The organism is Flavobacterium plurextorum (assembly GCF_002217395.1).
In the GTDB taxonomy this organism is placed as follows: Bacteria; Bacteroidota; Bacteroidia; order Flavobacteriales; family Flavobacteriaceae; genus Flavobacterium; species Flavobacterium plurextorum.
Genome location: NZ_MUHD01000016.1, coordinates 246,673 through 268,983, shown reverse-complemented (window position 1 = coordinate 268,983; position 22,311 = coordinate 246,673). Strand labels below are relative to the sequence as shown.

The window sequence follows — 22,311 nt, the reverse complement described above, 5'->3', positions numbered from 1 at the left end:
TAAATTTATTCATAAACCAGTTGTTGTAAGTAAATGGGAGGAAACATTCAAAATAAAATTTCGGGGAAGAATTTTTTCTACAAATACTATAGGATTATAGTCATTCCGGTAGTTTTTTTAGTTTATCTGTCTTCCTATTATCTGTTGAATCCGTATCAAGAAGAATCTTTAATATCCCTTGATTCGACATTCGATATTTTTATTATTCTGATATACTGTGGTGTACTTACAGAATTAAGTCTTTTTGTTGGACGAAGTTTAAATCGTTTGATACGCTGGGAGCATAATCCTATTTTTAGAGCAGTTGCGCAATTTATGTGCCTCATAGCGGGAAATATTCTTTTAAACTATGTTTTTTCATATTTATGGAACTATCTATATCCCGAAGCTTGTTTAGAAGAAAATGAACTGCTTATTATTTGGCAGTCAAATATTATGGCTGTGATATTATCTCTTTTTATTAGTTCAGTACATACGGGAATTTTTTTATTGAACCGCTGGCGTGTGACCTCAAATGAAGCAGCTGAGCTTAAAATTAAAGCTTCAAAACTTCAGGAAGCCGTAACACGATCACAGTTAGAATCACTAAAATTACAGTTAGATCCTCATTTTATATTTAACAATTTCAGTACATTGACCGAACTGATTCATGAAGATCAACAAGCAGCAGGATCTTTCTTGGAAAATATTACACGAGTGTACCGCTATATGATTTCGAACTTAGATAAAGATACTATAACGGTAAGAGAAGAAATGGAGTTTTTAAATGCCTATTTCTATCTGCTGAAAAAACGATTGGGCGAAAAAATTGACTTACATCTAGAAGTTGACAGCGATTGTCTTGACCTTCATTTGCCGCCATTAACTTTACAGTTATTGGTCGAAAATGCCGTAAAACATAATATGGCAACATTATCGAGTCCGTTAATTATATCCATTTATTCAGAAGAAAAAAGTTTAATAGTAAAAAATAATTTACAGCTTACTTCAGGAAAATCCCTAGTTTCTACAGGTGTAGGGCGAAAAAATATAGAATTTCGCTATAAGATTCTATTCAACAAAAAACCTGTTTTTTCACAGTCATTAGAAAGTTTTACAGTGCGTTTACCATTAATATAGAGAGTATGAGAATTTTGATTATTGAAGATGAGAGTATTAATGCCAGTCGACTTAAAAGACTCTTAGAAGAATTAGAACCCAATTGCGAGATCCTTGCTATTATTGATACCGTTGAAGGAGCTGTAAATTGGCTAAGCGCAAATGAAAAACCGGATTTAATAACCATGGATATTCGTCTGGCTGATGGAATCAGTTTTTCTATTTTTGAAGAAATAAAAATTACAAGTCCCGTTATTTTTACCACAGCTTACGATGAATATGCGGTAAGAGCCTTTAAGGTTAACAGTATCGATTATTTGATGAAACCGATTGATAAGAGCGAATTGGAATTTGCTTTGCAAAAGTTTAGAAAATTATCTAAATCCGACAGTAATATTGATATTGCCGAAATTTTAAAAGGTTTTATAAATAAACCAAATTTTCGTCTTCGCTTTTTAGTAACGTATCGTGACGGCTACAAAAGTGTGAATGTTACCGATATTGATTTTATCTATTCCGAATTTAAAACTTCAAATTTGGTTTTAAAATCTGAAATGGTGATTCCAATTCCACAAACTATGGAAGAATTGGAGCAGGAACTTGATCCTGATGTTTTTTTTCGCGCCAACAGACAATTTTTCATACGTGCCGAAAGCATAAAATCAATTGCTAATTATTTTAATGCTAAGCTTAAAGTTCATTTAATAGCTGATCCCGAACGCGAAGTAATTATAAGCCGCGAAAAAGCACCTTATTTTAAACAATGGATGGATCGCTAGGAAAGACGCAAAGTGACAAAGGCTCAAAGCGACACAGTTTTTTTCTTTTTTTGTTGAAAAGCTCTTTTTGTTGTTTTTTCCTCCGTCAGAAGAACAAAATTGCTGCTAAAAAATCCTTTAATCTGCGGTAAAAAAAAACTTTGCAACATAGTATTGCTATTGCATGATTAAATCTGCTAAAATCTGCATAATCTGCGAGAAAAAAAGAAACTTTTCAATCCTTTAATTCTATCTAACTCTTTTGAAGTTTTTTGTAATAGGCTTAAAATTATATGTCTAAATCTTTGCGTCTTCGCTCCCGATAACTATCGGGACTGCATGCCTATTTCTCGTTGCTGAGAAAAATCGTTGCGATTTAATCTTCTTTCAAAATAATTATAAACAAGCCTTTCTATAGTGTAGAATCCTATAGCATAAGGTTTTTTTTATGCGCTATTATTTGGGTAGACTTACGTCTTCGTTTCAGTATCAAAAAATGCCGTTTGGGTAAGTTTATCACGTAAAAAAGCTCTTTTGAGTTGTTAATTTGTTGTCAAATTTGAGGTAATTCATTTAAAATGAAAAGTAAAATGACAAAACAGTTTTTTAAGAATAATAAAGCAATTGGCAGGATTGCGGTTTTATTGATAATCATTTCTTTCTCTTCGTGTGGGAAAAGTGCAGATGCGCAGCAAGCTCCGCCAAAACCAGAAGTTGACTTTTTACAGACAAGTTCCGTAACTGGCGATGTAGAAAAAAAATATCCCGGAACAGTCGAAGGTACTGTAAACGTTGATATAAAAGCGCAAGTATCAGGTTATCTTGAAGCCATTTATGTCAAAGAAGGAGATTATGTAAACAAAGGACAATCTCTTTTTAAAATTAAAGGCGACATATATGCCGAGCAGGTAAACAACAGCCTTGCCGCTTACAAAAGCGCTTTGGCGAATCAAGCCAATGCAAAGCTGGAAGTAGAAAAAATTAAACCGCTTGTTGAAGGAAAAGTTTTCTCTGATATGCAGTTAAAAACAGCACAAGCCAGTTACGAAGCAGCAACAGCTCAAGTAGCACAAGCTAAGGCAGCTTTAGGATCATCAAAGTTAAATGCCGATTTTTCTTTGATTAAAGCTCCTGTAAGCGGTTATATTAGTCGTATTCCAAATCGTATAGGAAATTTAGTTACACCAAACGATGCCGTTCCTTTAACTACACTTTCAGAAATTAACAATGTGTTTGTTTATTTTTCGCTGACAGAAGCAGATTATCTGGCTTTCTCGAAAGATTCAAAAAGCGATCAAACAGTAAGTTTGATTATGGCCGATGACAGCCTATACGATCAAAAAGGAAAACTCGAAGTTGCCAGCGGAAATATTGATCGCACAACAGGTACAATTGCCTTAAAAGCCATTTTTCCCAATCCGAAAAAAGAATTACGTTCTGGAGGTTCAGCAAGAGTGGTATTAAACAAAAGTTTAGCATCAGTTATAACAGTTCCAATGGCAAGTGTAAAAGATATTCAAGATAAATTTTTCGTTTTTGTTTTGAAAGAAGGCAATAAAGTAGCTATGGTTCCCATTGAAATTGCAGGAAGCGCCGGAGTAGATTACTTCGTAAAATCAGGGTTAAAATCGGGAGACAAAGTAGCTTTAAATTCTATCGATATGCTTTACGATAGTATGGAAGTAGTTCCGAAAATCGCTGGTAAAGCCATAAGCAGTAAATAATTTTTGATTTAAACCTATAATAACATTTTCCATGTTAAAGAAAATAATAGACAGGCCGGTATTGGCCACAGTTATCTCTATTGTATTGGTAATCTTGGGGATCATTGGTCTTACCAGATTATCTGTAACGAGATTTCCTGATATTTCTCCGCCCACTGTAATGGTAAGCGGTTCGTATCCAGGAGGAAATAGTGAAACCGTTATTCGTTCAGTGGTAACTCCATTAGAGGAACAAATTAACGGGGTTGAAAATATGGAGTACATAAAATCTACTGCCAGTAATGATGGATCTTTTTCGATCAGCGTTATTTTTAAACAAGGTGTAGATCCAGATCAGGCAGCGGTAAATGTGCAGAACAGAGTACAGCAAGCGACTCCGAAATTACCGCAGGAAGTAATTCGTATGGGACTTACGACTTCGAAACAGCAAAATAGTATGATCGTTATCTTCAACTTGTATACAGATGATAATAACAAGTATGATGAGTTGTTTTTGCAGAATTATGCCAACATCAATTTAGTGCCGCAAATGAAACGTGTTCCAGGTGTGGGACAGGTTCAGATTTTTGGACAAAAAGATTATTCGATGCGTGTATGGCTTGATCCTAGAAAAATGGCCAATGCAGGTTTAGTTCCTTCAGATGTTACGCAGGCTATTGCAGAGCAAAGTTTAGAATCGGCTCCAGGAAAATTAGGAGAAGAATCTAAAGCCGCTTTAGAATATGTAATTCGTTACAAAGGAAAAAAGAACAAACCAGAGCAATATGAAAATATTGTGGTTAAAAATAACGGAAGCAATGTTCTAAGATTAAAAGATGTTGCGCGAGTTGAATTTGGTTCTATTTCATATAGCGGAGACAACAAATCGAACAGTAAAAATGCGGTTACGATGGCAATTTTACAGACATCGGGATCTAATGCAAACGATATTGAAATCGGGATTAATAAAGAAGTAGAGCGATTATCAAAGTCTTTTCCTCCAGGTATAAAATATGTTAATGTAATGAGTACCAAAGAGCGTTTGGATGAAGCAACTGGACAGGTAAAATCGACTTTGTTTGAAGCTTTTATTCTAGTATTTATCGTCGTTTTTATATTCCTTCAGGACATTCGCTCGACGATAATTCCAGCTATTGCAGTGCCAGTGGCTATTGTAGGAACCTTTTTCTTTCTGTTAGTTTTCGGATTTACCATCAACATTCTAACCCTCTTTGCGTTGGTTTTGGCCATCGGAATTGTAGTGGATGACGCTATTGTTGTCGTCGAAGCTGTTCACAGTAAAATGGAAGAAGATGCAGGAATTTCAGCAAAAGAAGCTACTCACGGTGCAATGGCAGAAATTACCGGAGCAGTAGTTTCGATTACTTTAGTCATGTCAGCCGTATTTATTCCAATTGGTTTTATGACAGGATCTTCGGGGATTTTCTATAAACAATTTGCTTACACGCTGGCAATTGCTATTATTATCTCGGCAGTAAATGCCTTGACGCTGACTCCGGCTTTATGTGCGCTGCTATTAAAGAATCATGGTAATAAACATGGAAACGACGAGCATAAAACTAGTTTTAAAGACCGTTTTTTCGTTGGTTTTAATACCAGTTTCAACAATTTTACCGGAAGATACATCAAAGGTGTTCGTTTCCTTATTGGAAGAAAATGGATTGCAGCAGGATTGGTTACCGGAGTAACAGCTCTTGCAGTATATATGATGATGTCAACACCAAAAAGTTTCGTTCCGCTTGAAGATGACGGATTTATGGTTTACAGTTTATCAATGCCGCCGGGAACCGCACTTGATCGTACTACTGAAGTAGTTCAGAGAATGGAGAAAATATTAGAATCAGAAAAAGCGATTGATGTTAATACCAGTATTACAGGATTTAATATTTTGAGTAACAGTGCCAGTACCGCATATGGATTAGGATTTATTAAATTAAAACCTAAAAAAGAAAGAGGTGAAGTTAAAGATATTGATGAAATTTTGAACAGTGTAACGGCTAAATTATCCAAAATCAAAGAAGGTTCAATTATGGTGTTCAGAATGCCGCCGGTTGAAGGATTTGGTGTAACAAGTGGTGCCGAAATTGTATTGCAGGACAGAATGGCAAGAAGTCCAGAAGCTTTAAAAGCAATGTCAGATAAAGTAATCGGACAGATTATGCAGCAGCCGGGAGTTCAATATGCGTATACGACTTTTAGAGCCGATTATCCGCAGTTGGAATTGGAAGTTGATGAAGACAAAGCCCGTCAAATGGGAGTGAATGTTAAGGACCTTTTAGGAAATATCCAAACGTATTTTGCCGGAGATCAATCATCAGATTTTACAAGATTTGGTAAGTTTTACAGAGTAAATGTAAAAGCCGATGGAATATTCAGAATGGATCAGGATGCCTTTAATGAAATTTTCGTTAGAAATGCTCAGATGCAGATGGTTCCTGTAAAATCAATCGTGAAATTCCATAAAGTGTACGGACCAGAATCGGTAAACCGTTACAACCTTTACAATTCCGTAAATATTACTGCAATGGCATTACCAGGATACAGCAACGGTCAGATTATGGGGAATTTAGAAAAGGTTTTAGATAAACTTCCTTCTGATTACAGTTACGAATGGACAGGTTTAAGTTTGGAAGAAAAAGCAGGAGGAAACCAAACAGTTGCCATTTTCGGATTATGTCTGTTGTTTGTATTCTTTTTATTAGCAGCGCAATATGAAAGTTATTTATTACCGTTGGCGGTTTTATTGTCAATTCCAACAGGAATATTAGGCGCTTTTGCAGGAGTAAAAGCAGTAGGGTTAGATAACAACATTTACGTTCAGGTCGGATTAATCATGTTGGTCGGATTGCTCGCCAAGAATGCCATTTTGATTGTAGAGTTTGCATTGCAAAGACGTTTATCAGGTTTAAGTATTGTGGAAGCAGCAATTGAAGGCGCAAGATCAAGGTTACGACCAATTATCATGACTTCATTGGCCTTTATTGTAGGTATGATTCCGTTGATGTTTGCTTCTGGAGGAACCGCAGTTGGGAACAGATCGATTAGTGTCAGTGCTTCAATCGGAATGTTGAGCGGTGTTATTTTGGGAATTTTTGTCATCCCGTTACTTTTTATTGTATTCCAATATTTACAGGAAAAAGTATCTGGAAAGAAAGCAGCGGTGCAAGTTCAAACTATAAAAGAATAATAATGAAAACACTATATAAAATTGGAATAGTTTTGCTTACTGGAACGCTCATGACCTCATGCGTGGTAGGAAAAAAATATTCCCGTACAGATTTACAAGCGCCGGAAAAATACCGTGAAGAAATTGCGGTTACCGCAGACACGGTTTTACTGCCGTGGAAAAACTATTACAAAGATCCTTTGTTGGTTAATTTGATTGAAAAAGCCCTCGTTAAAAACAACGAGGTGCTTATTGCAGTGAAAAGTATGGAACAGCTTGATCTTGCTTACAAGCAAGCCAAGTTGTCCTTACTTCCAACACTTGATTTTGATGCAGGAGCAAGCCGTTCCTACCTTTCAAAGAATTCGTTAAATGGATCTTTAAGTTCACAGTTTACGAGTAAAGATTATATGGACGATTATAGCGCTTCTTTAAAAATGTCTTGGGAAGTTGATATTTGGGGAAAAGCAGCCATGCAGAAAAGAGATGCAAAAGCGGCTTATTTTGCTCAGAAAGAAAACCTGTCTGCTTTAAAAACAAGAATTATTGTTCAAGTAGCACAATCGTATTACAATCTTTTAGGATTAGATGAACAATTGAAAATTGCTGAAAAGAATATTGAATTAAGTGACAATACACTTAAAATGATGAAACTGCAGTACAATTCGGGCTCTATAAGCTCTTTGGCAGTAAATCAGACTGAGGCTCAGAAAAAAACAGCAGAATTACTCGTTCCTTTAGCAAAAGCGAATATAGCTGTTCAGGAAAACGCCTTGCAGATTTTGTGTGGAGAATATCCAAATACAATAGAGCGTGCAGGAAATCTAAACGTTGATGAATTTGCTTTCGAGATGCCATCAGGAATTCCAGCTTCACTTTTAAGCCGAAGACCAGATGTAAAAGCGAGTGAATATGCAGTTATGTCAGCAACAGCTAAAACAGGTTTAGCTAAAGCCACGATGTACCCAACGCTGAGTTTAAGTCCGTCAATTGGAATCAATTCATTTGAGTTTGATACCTGGTTTAATTTTCCTGGATCAGTTACAAAAAATATAGCAGCGAATTTGGCACAACCCATTTTTCAGAAAAAAGCTTTAAGAACAGCTTACGAGGTTGCCGTTTTAGAACAGGAAAAAGCAGTTGTATCGTTTAAACAATCATTTATTACTGCTGTTGGTGAAGTTTCAGATGCCATGTCAAGATTGAAATATGCTGACGAGCGCATTGAACTGGCTCAAGAAAAAGCAGCTTCTTTAGACAAAGCTACTGCCGATGCTTCACTTTTATATAAAAGCGGAATGGCAAATTATCTTGAAATTATTGCAGCTCAAAACAGTGCATTGCAAAATGATCTCGATTTGGTCACTATAAAATTAGAAAGATTAAATGCTTCCGTAAACCTTTACCGTGCTTTAGGCGGAGGAGTGGAGTAAACTCCAAATAATATTAATTCATCATCTCTATCAAGACAGATTGAGATGATGAATTTTTGTATGTTAAAGAAAAAAATCAACTATAATTAAACTTTTTCAATTAGTCTGTGATTAATTTGAATTTTACAGGTTGAAAAAATATATTAGAATTTTTCTCATAATAAATTCCATTTTCTTTTTTGTCTAATTTTACTTTGTAATTATGAATTATTGTAGTTTGTGCAATCATATTTACTTGGTAAGTATCTCCATTTTTATTTGCTTCGGATATATCCTGAACAATACCATTAATCACAACCGATTTAGGAACAACAGCAGTATCATTTAATTTAAAACTAACTATATATCCTCTTTCACTATTGCTGTTATAACTTTTATATGTTTGATTTTTAATATCTAAAACTTGTCTTGAACAGGAAAGGAAAAAAAGTCCAAAAGAAAATAATAAAAAGACGGTTTTAGGGATACTATTTTTCATAATTTTAGCGTTTTATACTTACAAATTTAACTTAAATTAAACGATTGAAAAAATTGAAAAAATAATGAAATTAAAATATATTGTTAATACATTACTTGTAGGATTGGTTTTTACAGCTTGCAGCAAGGATTCTGATTCTGACACAAAAGAGACTGCAATTACCAAGCCAGACGAGATTAACAACTTTGTTTGGAAAGCTATGAATTCTTGGTACTATTGGCAGCCTAACGTTGCTAATTTGTCCGACGACAAAATCACTTCTACCGAAGTATATAACAATTTAGTCAATGGAAAAACTCCCGATGCGCTTTTTTATTCACTTCTATATCAAAGAGGAACTGTAGATAGATTTTCTTGGATTGAAAACAGTAATGAGATAGTGCGTGTTTCAAAAATTGCAGAAGTCGAAAAAAAAGGTGGTTTTAATTACGCAATCTACCCTAAAGATGGATCCAATACAAATTTGGTAGCCTTAATTAACTACATTGTACCTAATTCACCAGCAGCTTTGGCAGGATTGAAAAGAGGTGACGTTATTACAAAAGTAAATGGAAGCCAGCTTACTTCAAGTAACTATGACCAATTAGAAAACGCGCAATTGACAGTTACTTTGGCAGCAAGCTTGCAATTTTCAGGTGGTAGTTTAGTAACCACAGATAAAACAGGAACTGTGACTGTATCAAAAGCTGAAATTGATGAAAACCCAATTGCTTATTACGAAAAGAAAGAATACGGAGCAAAGAATGTTGGTTATCTAGTTTTTAATGGTTTTAAATCCGATTATAATGATGAACTCAATTTGGCTTTCGCTAAAATGCAAGTGGATGGAATTAACGAATTGGTTTTAGATTTAAGATACAATGGAGGCGGTTCATTAGAAACGGCAGTTGCCCTGGCTCAAATGATTAATGGCAGTTTTACCAATAAGCCATATATTTATTTAGACTTTAATAATAAACACAATAGTGAAGACGGATATGAAAATCTTTCCGAAAAAGTAAACATTTTTAACTTAGTTGATAACAAACCAACTTTTCTGAGAGAAGAAAGTATAAACAGCCTTGCTTTGACAAAAATATATGTGCTGGTAAGTTTTCAAACCGCTTCTGCCAGTGAGCTTACGATACAATGTCTAAAAAAATACATTAACGTAATCACAATAGGTGAAGAAACCGTTGGTAAATTTGTTGGCTCAAACACATTATACGATTCTCCTGCTAGTGATTATACGTCCTATGTCAATCGAAGCACTAAGCACAAATGGCAATTACAACCCATTACTTTTTCATATTATAATAAAGATAAAGACGCAAATCCTGCGAAAATCATACCTGATTATGAAATCAATCCTTATAGCACTTTCTTAAATTTGGTTGAATTTGGAAATGTAAAAGATCCTTATTTGAATAAAGCTATCGAATTAATTACAGGCAAAACTGTGCGAACTACAGCAAAAAACACCAATTCTTCTTTATCATTAAAAAATGATAATCTTGCTGCATTCAACCCTACAAATACTGCCAAAGGTTTATATATAGAGGATTTTAAAAGGTTGAAAAAACAATAGATAGCAAGGAAATTAAAATTCAGTTTATTTTCGCATAAATACATACCAGCTCTCCGAAGAGTTCTTATGAAAAGCTATGCGGATGTCTCCTAACTTCGCATTTCAAAAATTAAAAAAAATCCCATTTCGTTAGAAATGGGATTTAAATTTTGTAACATCTACTATACTAGATAATTAATTGTGAAAACCTTTAATAATCCTGTCTAATTCTGCTGTGTTTTTGTATTCTCTATTAATACTATCCATCCTTCTTTGTGATTTAAACCATTCGAGATTGTTGGTTTTGGTGGTATGATTCCATATCATTTCGTAATCATTCATGTATTTATATCTGATATAAATCACTCCGTTTTTTACAATATATTCTTGATGTTCCCTTTCTAAAACCCACTTTATATTTTTATAAAAATTTGGCGGAATTTCATTTGGTTTTGCAATTTTAAATAATTGATTATGAAATGTTTCTGGAAACAATACGGGCGCAAGTAAATCTTCATTTACAAGTACAGGGCGAAGTTCTACATATCTATTTTGCCAATAATAATAAACGGAGAATAAAATAATTACAATTGCTAAACCTATGTATATTTTTTTTTTCATCTTTTCTATTTCAATTTTATACTTAACGCTCCAAAAAAAACAGATTGAAAAGTTTTATTAAAACTTTGTTGCCATTGAGCTCCCTTGTTCATTCCAAAAAGGGTCTCCAAATAATTTTTTATAATCTGAAGGATCTAAATCAGTTTTTGTTTTAAAAAATGTTCTCATTCATATTTTGTTGATAATTATTTAGTTATCTCACAAATTTGAGATACGTAAAGAACTATCATGTCTACAATTAGATTTAAAAGTATCACTAAAAGTCTAAATGCTATTTTATGTATAAATTCGAATATTTTTTTGGATCTCAATTTAGAGGATTGAGAAGTATATTTGAATGGCTTCCACAATTTGGTTTAGATGTCCTGTTGGGGATTGATGGAAAAGTTATTTGATTAGAAGAAAAAGGTATTGAATAATTTATTTGAAGTAAAACAAACTAGAATAGTTTGCCAACTTTTGATTTGTACGCATCTTTTAAAAGTATTTTTTTTGTTAAATTTGCTATCAATGCAATTGATAACTACTGAATTTATACAAAAATAAAACATACAATTTTAAACCAGATAATTATAATGAATTACAAAGTTTTGAGTTTCTTGGTCGGTTTCGGTATTTGGTTAATGGCAACAATTACATTTAGGCTTTTTGGACATTATTTTTTTATAACAGACAATACTTTTATTTTGATAGGATTGTACATTATTTTAATCCCAGTGCTTGGAATTATTGTTAATAGTGTAATTAATAAATACAAATTGAATAAATTGGAGGCGATTCATTCTACCGTGATTATGATCCTTCCGGGAATGCTATTAGATACATTGTGCATTTATTTTTTTTCATTAGTTTTTCCCAATTTGCCAACGGTTGATGGCGTTGTATTTAGTTCCTGGCTCATGTGGGCTTATTCGATCGTCCTTGTTTTCGGCTTACTAAGAAAAAAGATAGAGACATAATCTTTTATGGTCATTATAGAGCTATTTTATTAGATGCGATATCTTGTTTCTACAATAAAGTTATTACATCTTATTACTAAAACAAAATATATTATACCTTAAAAAAAATTAATTCGAACAAGATACATATTGACAAGATGTGGGCCTTATTTATTGGCAAGTTTTGTGATAATGTTATGCATCAGCATTATGCTTTGCAAATCAGTTTTGCTTCAAATGAAAGTATTAGTATAAGAGATGCCGATAATAATCAGAATACCTACACTCAATGTTTTATTAACAGCAATATTTGTCATCAATTCCACAGTAGTGAAATATGCCTAATTATTCTAATTAACCCTTTGAGTACTATCGGCCACAAGCTGTTTAGAAAATATAGTCAAAAATTAATTGTAAATCTGCAGGAAGATTTTAAAGATCTTTCTGTTTTTTTTAAAGCGTATTTAAATCGGCAATTAGCTTTCGAGGATTTTATAAATCATGTAAGTTTGAGCCTAAAGCAATTTGAATGTAGATCTGAACACGATCTTTTAGATGATAGAATTTACGGTACTTTACAATATGTAGAACAGCATTTTGATCGGATTATTTCTTTAGAAGAGATTGCAGAATTTTGTAATCTTTCTAAATCGAGATTTTTACATCTTTTCAAAGAAAACACGGGTCTTAATTTTAGAAGATACCAGCTCTGGATAAGACTTATCAAGTCATTGCCTTATTTGAAAGAGCATACGATTACCCAGACAGCTCATCAATTTGGATTTACAGATAGCCCACATTATACCAGAACCTTTAAAGAAACATTTGGCCTTTTGCCTAAATTTTTTAAAATGATAAAATAGCCAATTTGTACAAGTTTGGTAGTGTGAAGTTTATCATCTTTGAGTTTTAAAAAAGACACAAATATGAATAACTATCTTAAAGAAACTCCAATTCTTGATTATAATAATCATACTATACAGGAATTAATTAAGGAAAGAAAATGGCAAAATTTGAATACTGCCAACCGGATTAAAGCTATCTATAACTTTGTGAGGGATGAGATTAAATTTGGCTACAACATTGCGGATAATCTTCCTGCTTCATCCGTTTTAAAGGACGGATATGGGCAGTGTAACACAAAAGCAACTTTGTTGATGGCTTTGCTTAGGGCAACTGGAATTCAAAACCGTATTCATGGTTTTACTATTGATAAAGCTTTGCAAAAAGGAGCAATTACAGGTATTTGGTATCAACTATCACCCAAAAACATACTTCATAGCTGGGTTGAAGTAGAGCTTGAAGGAGTATGGTATTTTTTGGAGGGTGTTATATTAGATAAAATTTATCTAGGTAAATTACAGGAAAAATTTAAGAACTGCAACACAGCATTTTGCGGTTATGGAGTTTATACAGATAGTTTTATAAATCCAAAAATAGACTGGAATCTCGATAATACATTTATCCAGAAAATGGGTATTAATCAGGATTTTGGATTGTTTTATACTCCTGATGATTTTTATGCAGAACATCAGCAGGAATTAAATAGCATAAAAAGGTTTATTTTTAGAAATATTGTCAGGCATAAGATGAATAAAAATGTAGAAAATATAAGAAAGGGAAAATAATTATTTTTCTATTGTTATACATAAGTACTAGACTGCAGTTAAGAGAAAAATAACTGCTTGAATGATTCTTATTTGAAAAGGGATTTATCAGATGAAAGAATCCTAATTGGTTTAGTTTACCCTGAAAATTTCACAATTCACGAAAATAAAGTACAAACCGCTAGAGCGAACAAAATAGGGGAGTCTATTTATCTTATTAATAAACAGTTAAAAGCAAAAAAAAGGACAAAAGATAATTTTTATCTTTTGTCCTTAGAAGTGACCTCGACTGGATTCAAACCAGTAACCTTCTGAGCCGTAATCAGATGCGCTATTCAGTTGCGCCACGAGGCCTTTTTGTTATCAATTAGCTAATTTTTCGTAGCTTTGTTGATTGCTTATTGCGGGTGCAAAGATAGACATAAATGTGACATATACAAACATAAAATAACATAAAAATTAAAAAAAATGCAGATTAAAAATTATATACGTGATATTCAAGACTTTCCAAAAGAAGGAATTTTGTTTAAAGATATCACTCCGCTGCTAAATGACCCAATTGCAAGAAAAGAATGCCTTGAAATTTTAGTAAAATCATTAAAAGATCAAAAAATTGATAAAGTAGTAGGAGCAGAGAGTCGAGGGTTTTTCTTCGGAATGTTATTAGCGCAGGAATTAAACGCAGGTTTTATTCCGGTAAGAAAGCCAAATAAACTGCCGTATGAGACGATTTCTGCTTCGTATGAACTCGAATATGGTTCTGATAATTTAGAGATGCATACAGACGCTATAAAGAAGGGAGAACGTATTTTGATTCACGATGATGTTTTAGCAACAGGAGGAACCGCAAAAGCAGTTTGTGAACTTGTAGAAAAACTTGGCGGTGAAATTGTACAATGCAATTTTTTAATGGAGTTGTCTTTTCTAAACGGTCGTGAAAAAATTAAAGACTTTCCAATCTTTTCTGCAATTACATATTAGATTGTATAAAGAGCAAAATAAAAAAAATCCCAATTCGAAAATTAATTCAGAATTGGGATTTATTATTTCTAGTGATTTTTTATCTTAAACTTGCTCCAAGTTCAGTTTCAAAAGTCTGCTGTAATTTAGACATGATTTTATCAATCTGAGCGTCAGTAAGCGTTTTAGTATTGTCTTGAATTGTAAAACTCAAAGCATACGATTTTTTGCCTTCTGGAAGTTTTTCACCTTCATAAACATCAAATAAATTAATATCCTTTAAAAGTGTTTTTTCCGTTTGCTTAGCCAAGTTAAAAATGCTTTCGTACGATGTGTTTTTATCAATCAATAAAGCTAAATCTCTACGTACTTCAGGATATTTAGGAATCTCAGTATATTTAATTTTTCCAGTGATGATTTTTAAAATTAAATTCCAGTTAAAATCTGCATAATACACATCTTGTTTTATTCCAAAATGCTTTAATATAGATTTTTTAATTACTCCAGCTTCTACTAATACATCATTATTGTAAGTAATCGCAGTTCCTTCAGAAAACACATCTGACTGTACTGGTGCATTCGAAATTTTTTCAACTCCTAAACGAGCCAAAATACCTTTTACATATCCTTTTAATAAGAAGAAGTCAGTACCTTTTTGCGGATTTGTCCAAGACTCTTTATTTCTGTTTCCAGAGATCAATAAAGTCAAGTGTTTATGCTCTTCGTAACCGCTTAAAAACTTATGGTATGTTTTTCCGAATTCAAATAATTTTAAATCAGAATTACGTCTGTTAATATTGTATGAAACAGCTTCAAGTCCAGAAAACAATAAAGATTGACGTAACGCTGCCAAATCACTGCTCAATGGGTTTAACATTAAAACATTATGCTCTTCTTTTAAAGAAGCCGATAATTTTGCATACGAAGCCGTTGTCAAAGAGTTCGCCATCATTTCATGAAAACCTTGTGAATTCAATTGTGAAGCGATTGTATTTTGTACTTTATAATCTTCTGTTCTTGGCGAATTAGCAACTGTTGCATTGAATTTCTTAGAGAAATTAATATTGTTGTAACCGTAAACTCTTAGAATTTCTTCAATTACATCAATTTCACGCTGTACATCTACACGATAAGCAGGAATAGTAAGTCCTAAACCTGAATCAGAAACACTGTTTACTTTAATATCTAAAGAAACTAGTATTTTTTTGATGGTATCTTTTGGAATTTCCTGTCCAATAATTTTCGAAACATGGCTGAAATTCAACAAAACAGCAAAATCTTCTACTTTTTTAGGATAAACTTCTATAACATCCGAAGTTATTTTTCCACCTGCCACTTCTTGAATTAAAAGCGCAGCACGTTTTAAAGCATATTCAGTAATAGTTGGATCAATACCTCTTTCAAATCTAAAAGAAGCATCAGTATTTAATTGATGTCTTTTTGCCGTTTTACGAACACTTACAGCATCAAAATAAGCACTTTCAAGGAATATAGTAGTTGTACTTTCAGAAACACCAGATTTTTTACCTCCAAAAACTCCTGCAATACAAAGTGGTCCTTTTTCGTCGCAGATCATCAAATCCTCTTTGTGTAATGTTCTTTCAACATCGTCTAAAGTTGTGAATTTTGTTCCCTCAGGAAGTGTTTTTACAATAACTTTTCCGTTAATTTTTGCAGCATCAAAAGCATGCAGAGGTTGACCTAACTCGTGCAATACATAATTAGTAACGTCAACAATATTGTTTTTTGGAGTTAAACCAATGGCTTTCAAACGATCTTGTAACCAGCTTGGAGATTCTTGTACTGTAATTCCTGAAATGGTTACACCACAATATCTTGGAGCCAAAAGAGGTTCCTCGACATTAACATCGATTTTAAGCGTACGCATATCCACTCTAAAGTTACTTACAGAAGGTGTAATTAACTCTATGTTTACACCACGCTGCAGCATTCCTGCTCTTAAATCACGTGCAGTACCATAATGACTCATCGCATCAGCACGATTTGGTGTTAATCCAATTTCAAAAACTTCATCATTTGTAATTTGAAAAACTTCAGCAGCTGGAGTTCCCGGAACTAGTTTATCGTCTAGAACCATAATTCCGTCATGACCAGTACCAAGACCTAACTCATCTTCGGCACAAATCATTCCGTGACTTTCCTGTCCGCGTATCTTACCTTTTTTAATAGTAAAATCACCGCCGTCTTTATCGTATAAAACAGTTCCAATAGTTGCAACCGGAACTTTTTGTCCAGCAGCAACATTTGCAGCACCGCAAACAATTTGTATAGGCGCTTCTAAACCAATATTTACAGTTGTAACTTTTAATCTGTCGGCATCAGGGTGTTTTTCGCAAGTCAGTACGTGTCCTACAACAACCCCTTCTAAACCGCCTTTAATAGATTGGTATTTTTCGACAACTTCAACCTCAAGACCTAAATCTGTCAGTAATTCTGAAGTTTCCGCAGATGTCCAATCTGTTTTAATGAATTGTTTTAACCAGTTGTAAGATATTTTCATGTTAGCTTTATTATTCTTGTATGAGGTTACAAATATAAGAATTGCGCATTGTAGTAAGAAACAATTTATTTGGTTTTTTCGAGTAAGACATTTTTTAAACTAAATCACTAACGATCAGTATATAGTCATATTTAGTATTAATTTTTTAATAAAAATTCATTAAAAATTAGATAAAAAAACGAATGTGTAATTTTTGTGCTATTAGATGAATGAATAATGCTATTCTGTTTCTAATTATGAAACTAAATTTGATACAAATCAAAAATTTACTAATTATGAGCACAACCACACAAAGACCTGAATTTAAGGCAAAATATGACAATTATATAAACGGAAAATTTACAGCTCCAATTTCAGGAGAATATTTTGACGTAGTTTCTCCAATAGATGGAAAGGTGTTTACCAAGGCGGCTCACTCAGGCAAAGAAGATTTAGAAAAAGCTGTAGACGCAGCACATGAAGCATTTAAGACTTGGGGAAAAACATCGGTTACAGAACGAAGCATTTTACTAAATAAAATTGCACAAAAGATTGAAGATAATCTAGAATACATAGCAACTGTTGAAACTGTAGATAACGGAAAACCTATTCGTGAAACTCTTGCTGCCGATATTCCGCTGGCAATAGATCATTTTAGATATTTTGCAGGTGTAATACGTGCCGAAGAAAGCTCGATTGCCGAATTGGATTCGCAGACAGTTTCTATAGCTTTAAGCGAACCATTAGGTGTCGTTGCTCAGATTATTCCGTGGAATTTTCCAATTTTAATGGCTGTTTGGAAAATAGCTCCAGCTCTTGCAGCAGGAAATACAATAGTTTTAAAACCAGCCGAAAGTACACCTATATCTATTATGGTGTTAATGGAACTTATTGGAGATATTCTTCCTCCGGGAGTCTTAAACATTGTGAATGGTTTTGGTGCTGAGCTTGGTCGTCCATTGGTTACCAATAAAAAAGTTTCAAAAGCAGCATTTACAGGATCTACAACAACAGGACGTTTAGTAATGCAATATGCAACGGAGAATATTATTCCAGTAACTTTAGAATTGGGAGGGAAATCTCCAAATATTTTCTTTCCATCAGTAGCAGATCATGATGATGATTTCTTTGATAAAGCCATTGAAGGTGCAGTTTTATTCGCTTTAAACCAAGGTGAAATTTGTACTTGTCCGTCAAGATTATTAGTTCATGAAGATATTTATGACAAGTTTATTGCCAAAGTAATTGAAAGAACTGAAGCTATAATCGCTGGAAATCCGTTAGATAAATCCACTATGATTGGAGCACAGACATCATTAGTTCAGAAAGAAAAAATCATGTCCTATATAAAATTAGGTAAAGAAGAAGGTGCAGAATTATTAACAGGAGGTGATGCGAATCATTTAGGCGGCGATCTTGAAGGTGGTTATTACATAAAACCAACGCTATTTAAAGGTCATAACAAAATGAGAATTTTTCAGGAAGAGATTTTTGGGCCAGTCTTGGCAGTAACAACTTTTAAAACTACCGAAGAAGCTATCGAAATTGCAAACGATACAATGTACGGATTGGGAGCAGGAGTATGGACACGTGATGCTCATGAAATCTACCAAGTTCCAAGAGCAATTCAATCTGGACGTGTTTGGATTAATCAATATCATTCATATCCAGCAGGAGCGCCATTTGGAGGTTACAAACAATCTGGAATTGGGCGTGAGAATCATAAAATGATGCTGAGTCAATATCGTCAGACAAAAAACATGCTTATTTCTTACGATAAAAAGAAATTAGGTTTCTTCTAGAAAACATTATCCCTATTAATATAAACCTGAGCATAATAATTTAATTATTATGCTCATTAAATCAATCTTTGTTATGTTACCAAAAACAATGAAAGCAGCAGTTATTAGAGAATTTGGTTCTCTTTTAAAAATTGAAGAAGTTGAAGTAAAACGACCGGGAAGAAATGAAATTCTTGTAAAAGTGATTGCAAGCGGTGTTTGTCACACAGATTTGCACGCCGTTGAAGGCGATTGGCCGGTAAAACCAAAAATGCCGTTAATTCCCGGACACGAAGCTGTAGGTTATGTTGCAGCAGTAGGTCAAGATGTGAAAAATGTTAAGGAAGGTGATGCTGTAGGAGTGCCTTGGCTTTACAGCGCTTGCGGAGGCTGTGATCAATGTATTACTGGATGGGAAACATTATGCGACAGTCAGCAAAATGGCGGTTATAGTGTAGACGGTGGTTTTGCCGAATTTGTAATTGCTGATGCAAGATATGTTGGAATTTTACCTTCAAATGTAAATTTTATGGAAATGGCTCCGATACTTTGTGCTGGAGTTACTGTTTATAAAGGTCTCAAAGAAACAGAAGTAAAACCTGGCGAATGGGTTGCAATTTCTGGAATTGGCGGATTAGGACACGTTGCTGTTCAATACGCTAAGGCAATGGGAATGCATGTTGCGGCTATTGATGTTGCAGATGATAAACTTAACCTAGCAAAAAAACTGGGTGCAGATTTGGTAGTTAATGCAAAAAATCAAAATCCTGGAGAATATTTAAAAAAGGAAGTCGGTGGAATGCATGGGGCATTGGTAACTGCAGTTTCTCCTATAGCTTTCAAGCAAGGTCTTGAAACCTTAAGGAGAAAAGGTACAATGGCACTCAACGGACTTCCGCCAGGTAATTTTGATTTATCAATTTTTGATACGGTTTTGAACCGAATTACAATTCGCGGCTCTATCGTTGGTACTCGTAAGGATATGAAAGAAGCAATAGAATTTGCCACCGAAGGAAAGGTAAAAGCTACTGTAACAGCCGAAAAACTGGAAAACATTAATACTGTTTTTGATAAAATGAAAAAAGGTCAGATTGAAGGACGAGTCGTTCTTGATATTGCAAATATTTAATTGGTAATGCAAAAAGCAGTAAATTTATAACAATAAGTTTACTGCTTTTTTTAAATTGTAAAAGTCATGGTTAAGAGAATTGAAGCCACACAAGAAGCTGTCGAATTAATTAAAATTCTAAAGGAAAAACATGGTGATTTAATGTTTTACCAAGCCGGAGGATGTTGTGAAGGCACGCAGCCGCAATGTTTTGAAAAAGGCGGTTACTATCAGCGAATAGGCGATGTTTGCATTGGAACTATTGAAGATACTGAATTCTGGGTTGATAATGATTTGTATGAATACTGGAAACATTCACATTTTACACTTAAAGTTATTGATGCTTTTGGTGTTGGCGGTTTTTCCTTGGAAACACCTCTAAAAAAAACATTCCAAATTGAATATCGAATTTTTACTGAAGAGGAAGAAAAAGATTTAGAACCTGTAAAGATTTTTGAGTAAGTTTTTAAAAAAAGGACAGAGGTTCAGAGGGGCAAAGAGACAAAGGTTTTGCAGGGTTTTGTCATTTCGACTGAAAGGAGACCCGAGCGATAGCGAATAGGCGAAGCAAATCACACTAGAAACTCCGCAAAATATGTCACTAATCTTTATGGATAATCTTTGCCAGACTTCTAGTGCGATTTCTCGCTCCTCGAAATGACAAGGTTGCTTAAAAACTCAGAACCTTATTACCTTAGTGTCTTAGCGCCTTTAATTAACATAAAGCAATTGATATTGTTTCGGTGTAATTCCTTCGTGTTTTTTAAACAATCTGATGAAATAATTAGCATCTTCAAAACCCGACAAATAACAAACTTCATTTATTTGTATACTTGGGTTTCTAAGTAGTTTTTTTGCATATTTAATTTTTTCATTCAAAACATATTCTATAGGACTCATACCTAATTCTCTTTTGAAAAAACGATAGAATGATGCTGTGCTCATACAAGCTTTTTCGCTTAAGCTTTTTAGATTTATGTTTTCTTTTAAATTAAGCTTAATGAATTCTGTAACTTCAAAAATTGGATTGTTGGATTGCAGAACAGCTCCATCATCAAGAGATTTTGCTGTTTGAGTTTGAATAATTCGGATTAATAATTCCTGTAATGTCAAATCGGCAATAACATCTTTTGTAATTGATGTGCTTGTACATTCTTTGATTAATTTACTGATTGTTGAAGCAAGATCAACATTATTGTAAAAAAAGTAATTCTGATAGTTTAACTGCCAATAATTGTCGCTTCCTTTTTTTGGATAACGCTCATTTAAGAAATCAAGAGTTTCGGTAATTTTTGTTGTATCAATAGCTAAAGCAAGGCATTGCGTTGGATTTTCTTTTGAAGCTTCTGGAAAATCAATTTTCATCTCAATATTCGAAGGTATAACAACTGTTTCCCCAGGCAGGTAATCAAATCCAGGTTCATCAAATAAATGCATTACTTTTTTTCCGCGAAGCATACTCGTAACTACAAAATCGTTGAATTTTAAAGGTACTAGTTTTGAAGATTCATAAGTCTCAAAAATATTCAGTTCGCAGTGATTTAGAGTATAAACACTCCTGTTTTCAACAAGTGTTTTTAATGATTTTTCATTAGATAAATCTGGCGGAGTAATTAAAACACGTTGATTCTGCATTGCATTAAATTTAGAAGTGGAACTTTAAATTTAATAAAAATAAGTTTAACAATTTAAGATTTAACGTTTCATTAAATCAGTTCTTCAACATGTTTCTTAATATTTTCAGCCATTTTTCTTGTTGGAAGATCATTTTCGTCATCACCAAAAGGGTCTTCAATTTCTTCTGCGATAAGCTCTAAACTCGCTAAAACATAAAAAATAAAAACAACTACAGGAATTACATAATAGCCTAATGTAAATACGTAACTAAAAGGGAGTGTGAGGACAAAAATAAATATAAATTTCTTGATGAAAGCGCTGTAAGAGTAGGGAATAGGAGTGTTTTTTATTCTCTCACAGGCTCCACAAATATCTGTAAACGCTGTTACTTCATTGTTTAAGGTAATGAGCTGTTCGCCTGAAATTTTATTAGTCACATAAAGATCGTGGATTTTTTTGAACATTATTTTAGCAACCTGATTCGGTCTGTGCTTGTGATGATCCAGTTCTAAATCTACATTATCAAACAATTGCATTCCAGTTTCTTCGTCCTTCAAATGTTTGTTTAAGATAGAAGCATATCCTGGAATCATCTTTCTAAAAAATGCTTTATCTTTTTCGTCCTCTAAAATAACCGAAAGTTTCATGGCGAAATTACGACTGTTGTTTACCAGACTTCCCCACATCCTGCGTCCTTCCCACCAGCGATCATAGGCTGTATTGGTACGATACGCAAGTAATAATGAAATTACAAAACCCAACATGCTGTGCATTGTTGAGATGTTTTTAACCTTACTGTCTTCTGGTAAATCCCAATATTCAAGTTCAAGATAAGCAATTCCGCCGCAATATATTGCCATAAAAAACATTACGGGAATTAATTTACGGAAAGTATCGGCTTTGCTAAAATGAAAAATAAAACTAAACCAGTCTTTTGGATTATACGAAGTCATTACTTTTTTTTGCAGTAAATTTA

General features: G+C 33.7%; 18 protein-coding genes and 1 tRNA gene. 13 read left to right on the top strand and 6 right to left on the bottom strand.

Annotated elements, in window-relative coordinates; translation table 11 throughout:
* The first annotated feature begins 33 nt into the window (after positions 1-33).
* The 5 genes from B0A81_RS09900 to B0A81_RS09880 all read left to right on the top strand — a co-directional run bounded on the left by B0A81_RS09900 (position 34) and on the right by B0A81_RS09880 (position 8,179).
* Positions 34-1,119, top strand: a complete 1,086-nt coding sequence (locus tag B0A81_RS09900) for a sensor histidine kinase (RefSeq protein WP_089057868.1) — start codon at positions 34-36, stop codon at positions 1,117-1,119.
* Positions 1,120-1,124: 5 nt separating this feature from the next.
* The gene (locus tag B0A81_RS09895) at positions 1,125-1,877 is read left to right on the top strand and encodes a LytR/AlgR family response regulator transcription factor (protein ID WP_089057867.1); all 753 of its coding nucleotides are present in this window, start codon (positions 1,125-1,127) and stop codon (positions 1,875-1,877) included.
* A gap of 569 nt (positions 1,878-2,446) precedes the next feature.
* Positions 2,447-3,580 carry an efflux RND transporter periplasmic adaptor subunit gene (locus B0A81_RS09890; protein ID WP_089057929.1) on the top strand — a complete coding sequence of 378 codons (1,134 nt, stop codon included), beginning with the start codon at positions 2,447-2,449 and terminating at the stop codon, positions 3,578-3,580.
* A 31-nt stretch (positions 3,581-3,611) separates the two neighbouring features.
* Complete coding sequence (locus tag B0A81_RS09885; RefSeq protein WP_089057866.1) at positions 3,612-6,767, top strand: efflux RND transporter permease subunit; 3,156 nt, start codon at positions 3,612-3,614, stop codon at positions 6,765-6,767.
* A 2-nt stretch (positions 6,768-6,769) separates the two neighbouring features.
* Positions 6,770-8,179, top strand: a complete 1,410-nt coding sequence (locus tag B0A81_RS09880) for an efflux transporter outer membrane subunit (RefSeq protein ID WP_089057865.1) — start codon at positions 6,770-6,772, stop codon at positions 8,177-8,179.
* Between the two features lie 100 nt (positions 8,180-8,279).
* Here B0A81_RS09880 and B0A81_RS09875 read toward each other — a convergent pair whose 3' ends face one another.
* Positions 8,280-8,657 carry a hypothetical protein gene (locus B0A81_RS09875; protein ID WP_089057864.1) on the bottom strand — a complete coding sequence of 126 codons (378 nt, stop codon included), beginning with the start codon at positions 8,655-8,657 and terminating at the stop codon, positions 8,280-8,282.
* A 64-nt stretch (positions 8,658-8,721) separates the two neighbouring features.
* Here B0A81_RS09875 and B0A81_RS09870 point away from each other — a divergent pair, with 64 nt between their 5' ends.
* Positions 8,722-10,224 (top strand): S41 family peptidase, encoded by a 1,503-nt coding sequence (locus B0A81_RS09870; protein WP_089057863.1) that lies wholly within the window; start codon positions 8,722-8,724, stop codon positions 10,222-10,224.
* 174 nt (positions 10,225-10,398) lie between these two features.
* Here B0A81_RS09870 and B0A81_RS09865 read toward each other — a convergent pair whose 3' ends face one another.
* Entirely contained in the window at positions 10,399-10,824 is a 426-nt protein-coding gene (locus tag B0A81_RS09865) for a hypothetical protein (RefSeq protein ID WP_089057862.1), read from the bottom strand.
* A gap of 575 nt (positions 10,825-11,399) precedes the next feature.
* Here B0A81_RS09865 and B0A81_RS09860 point away from each other — a divergent pair.
* The 3 genes from B0A81_RS09860 (at position 11,400) to B0A81_RS09850 (ending at position 13,390) form a co-directional block, all read left to right on the top strand.
* Positions 11,400-11,783 carry a DUF5367 family protein gene (locus tag B0A81_RS09860; RefSeq protein ID WP_089057861.1) on the top strand — a complete coding sequence of 128 codons (384 nt, stop codon included), beginning with the start codon at positions 11,400-11,402 and terminating at the stop codon, positions 11,781-11,783.
* Between the two features lie 137 nt (positions 11,784-11,920).
* Entirely contained in the window at positions 11,921-12,625 is a 705-nt protein-coding gene (locus tag B0A81_RS09855; protein ID WP_089057860.1) for a helix-turn-helix transcriptional regulator, read from the top strand.
* 63 nt (positions 12,626-12,688) lie between these two features.
* Positions 12,689-13,390, top strand: coding sequence for a transglutaminase-like domain-containing protein (locus tag B0A81_RS09850; protein ID WP_089057859.1), 702 nt, complete (start codon positions 12,689-12,691; stop codon positions 13,388-13,390).
* A 259-nt stretch (positions 13,391-13,649) separates the two neighbouring features.
* Here B0A81_RS09850 and B0A81_RS09840 read toward each other — a convergent pair.
* Positions 13,650-13,723: transfer RNA gene (locus tag B0A81_RS09840), tRNA-Arg, on the bottom strand.
* A 114-nt stretch (positions 13,724-13,837) separates the two neighbouring features.
* Here B0A81_RS09840 and B0A81_RS09835 point away from each other — a divergent pair.
* The gene (locus B0A81_RS09835) at positions 13,838-14,350 is read left to right on the top strand and encodes an adenine phosphoribosyltransferase (protein ID WP_089057857.1); all 513 of its coding nucleotides are present in this window, start codon (positions 13,838-13,840) and stop codon (positions 14,348-14,350) included.
* A 79-nt stretch (positions 14,351-14,429) separates the two neighbouring features.
* Here the strand turns inward: B0A81_RS09835 and pheT are convergent, their stop codons facing one another.
* On the bottom strand, positions 14,430-16,850 hold the full coding sequence (gene pheT, locus B0A81_RS09830; protein ID WP_089057856.1) for a phenylalanine--tRNA ligase subunit beta: 2,421 nt from the start codon (positions 16,848-16,850) through the stop codon (positions 14,430-14,432).
* A 275-nt stretch (positions 16,851-17,125) separates the two neighbouring features.
* Here pheT and B0A81_RS09825 point away from each other — a divergent pair, with 275 nt between their 5' ends.
* The 3 genes from B0A81_RS09825 (at position 17,126) to B0A81_RS09815 (ending at position 20,180) form a co-directional block, all read left to right on the top strand.
* Positions 17,126-18,631: an aldehyde dehydrogenase family protein gene (locus tag B0A81_RS09825; RefSeq protein WP_089057928.1), complete on the top strand. Its 1,506-nt coding sequence runs from the start codon at positions 17,126-17,128 to the stop codon at positions 18,629-18,631.
* Between the two features lie 73 nt (positions 18,632-18,704).
* Positions 18,705-19,739, top strand: a complete 1,035-nt coding sequence (gene adhP / locus B0A81_RS09820) for an alcohol dehydrogenase AdhP (RefSeq protein WP_089055647.1) — start codon at positions 18,705-18,707, stop codon at positions 19,737-19,739.
* Positions 19,740-19,805: 66 nt separating this feature from the next.
* A complete protein-coding gene (locus B0A81_RS09815; protein ID WP_089055648.1) occupies positions 19,806-20,180 on the top strand; it encodes a DUF779 domain-containing protein in 375 nt (124 codons plus the stop codon).
* 249 nt (positions 20,181-20,429) lie between these two features.
* On the opposite strand, the gene B0A81_RS09810 is transcribed toward B0A81_RS09815, so the two are convergent.
* Both B0A81_RS09810 and B0A81_RS09805 read right to left on the bottom strand, forming a co-directional pair.
* Positions 20,430-21,353, bottom strand: a complete 924-nt coding sequence (locus B0A81_RS09810) for an AraC family transcriptional regulator (protein ID WP_089057855.1) — start codon at positions 21,351-21,353, stop codon at positions 20,430-20,432.
* A gap of 71 nt (positions 21,354-21,424) precedes the next feature.
* On the bottom strand, positions 21,425-22,288 hold the full coding sequence (locus B0A81_RS09805) for a bestrophin family protein (protein ID WP_089057854.1): 864 nt from the start codon (positions 22,286-22,288) through the stop codon (positions 21,425-21,427).
* Between the last annotated feature and the right edge of the window lie 23 nt (positions 22,289-22,311).

Excerpts from the sequence above, each read along its gene's own strand:
- B0A81_RS09895 (WP_089057867.1), top strand. The coding sequence starts at position 1,125 with ATGAGAATTTTGATTATTGAAGATGAGAGTATTAATGCCAGTCGACTT.
- B0A81_RS09815 (WP_089055648.1), top strand. The coding sequence starts at position 19,806 with ATGGTTAAGAGAATTGAAGCCACACAAGAAGCTGTCGAATTAATTAAA.
- B0A81_RS09810 (WP_089057855.1), bottom strand. The coding sequence starts at position 21,353 with ATGCAGAATCAACGTGTTTTAATTACTCCGCCAGATTTATCTAATGAA.
- B0A81_RS09880 (WP_089057865.1), top strand. The coding sequence starts at position 6,770 with ATGAAAACACTATATAAAATTGGAATAGTTTTGCTTACTGGAACGCTC.
- pheT (WP_089057856.1), bottom strand. The coding sequence starts at position 16,850 with ATGAAAATATCTTACAACTGGTTAAAACAATTCATTAAAACAGATTGG.
- B0A81_RS09890 (WP_089057929.1), top strand. The coding sequence starts at position 2,447 with ATGACAAAACAGTTTTTTAAGAATAATAAAGCAATTGGCAGGATTGCG.
- B0A81_RS09900 (WP_089057868.1), top strand. The coding sequence starts at position 34 with ATGGGAGGAAACATTCAAAATAAAATTTCGGGGAAGAATTTTTTCTAC.
- B0A81_RS09835 (WP_089057857.1), top strand. The coding sequence starts at position 13,838 with ATGCAGATTAAAAATTATATACGTGATATTCAAGACTTTCCAAAAGAA.
- B0A81_RS09860 (WP_089057861.1), top strand. The coding sequence starts at position 11,400 with ATGAATTACAAAGTTTTGAGTTTCTTGGTCGGTTTCGGTATTTGGTTA.
- adhP (WP_089055647.1), top strand. The coding sequence starts at position 18,705 with ATGTTACCAAAAACAATGAAAGCAGCAGTTATTAGAGAATTTGGTTCT.
- B0A81_RS09885 (WP_089057866.1), top strand. The coding sequence starts at position 3,612 with ATGTTAAAGAAAATAATAGACAGGCCGGTATTGGCCACAGTTATCTCT.
- B0A81_RS09875 (WP_089057864.1), bottom strand. The coding sequence starts at position 8,657 with ATGAAAAATAGTATCCCTAAAACCGTCTTTTTATTATTTTCTTTTGGA.
- B0A81_RS09855 (WP_089057860.1), top strand. The coding sequence starts at position 11,921 with ATGTGGGCCTTATTTATTGGCAAGTTTTGTGATAATGTTATGCATCAG.
- B0A81_RS09825 (WP_089057928.1), top strand. The coding sequence starts at position 17,126 with ATGAGCACAACCACACAAAGACCTGAATTTAAGGCAAAATATGACAAT.
- B0A81_RS09870 (WP_089057863.1), top strand. The coding sequence starts at position 8,722 with ATGAAATTAAAATATATTGTTAATACATTACTTGTAGGATTGGTTTTT.
- B0A81_RS09865 (WP_089057862.1), bottom strand. The coding sequence starts at position 10,824 with ATGAAAAAAAAAATATACATAGGTTTAGCAATTGTAATTATTTTATTC.
- B0A81_RS09805 (WP_089057854.1), bottom strand. The coding sequence starts at position 22,288 with ATGACTTCGTATAATCCAAAAGACTGGTTTAGTTTTATTTTTCATTTT.
- B0A81_RS09850 (WP_089057859.1), top strand. The coding sequence starts at position 12,689 with ATGAATAACTATCTTAAAGAAACTCCAATTCTTGATTATAATAATCAT.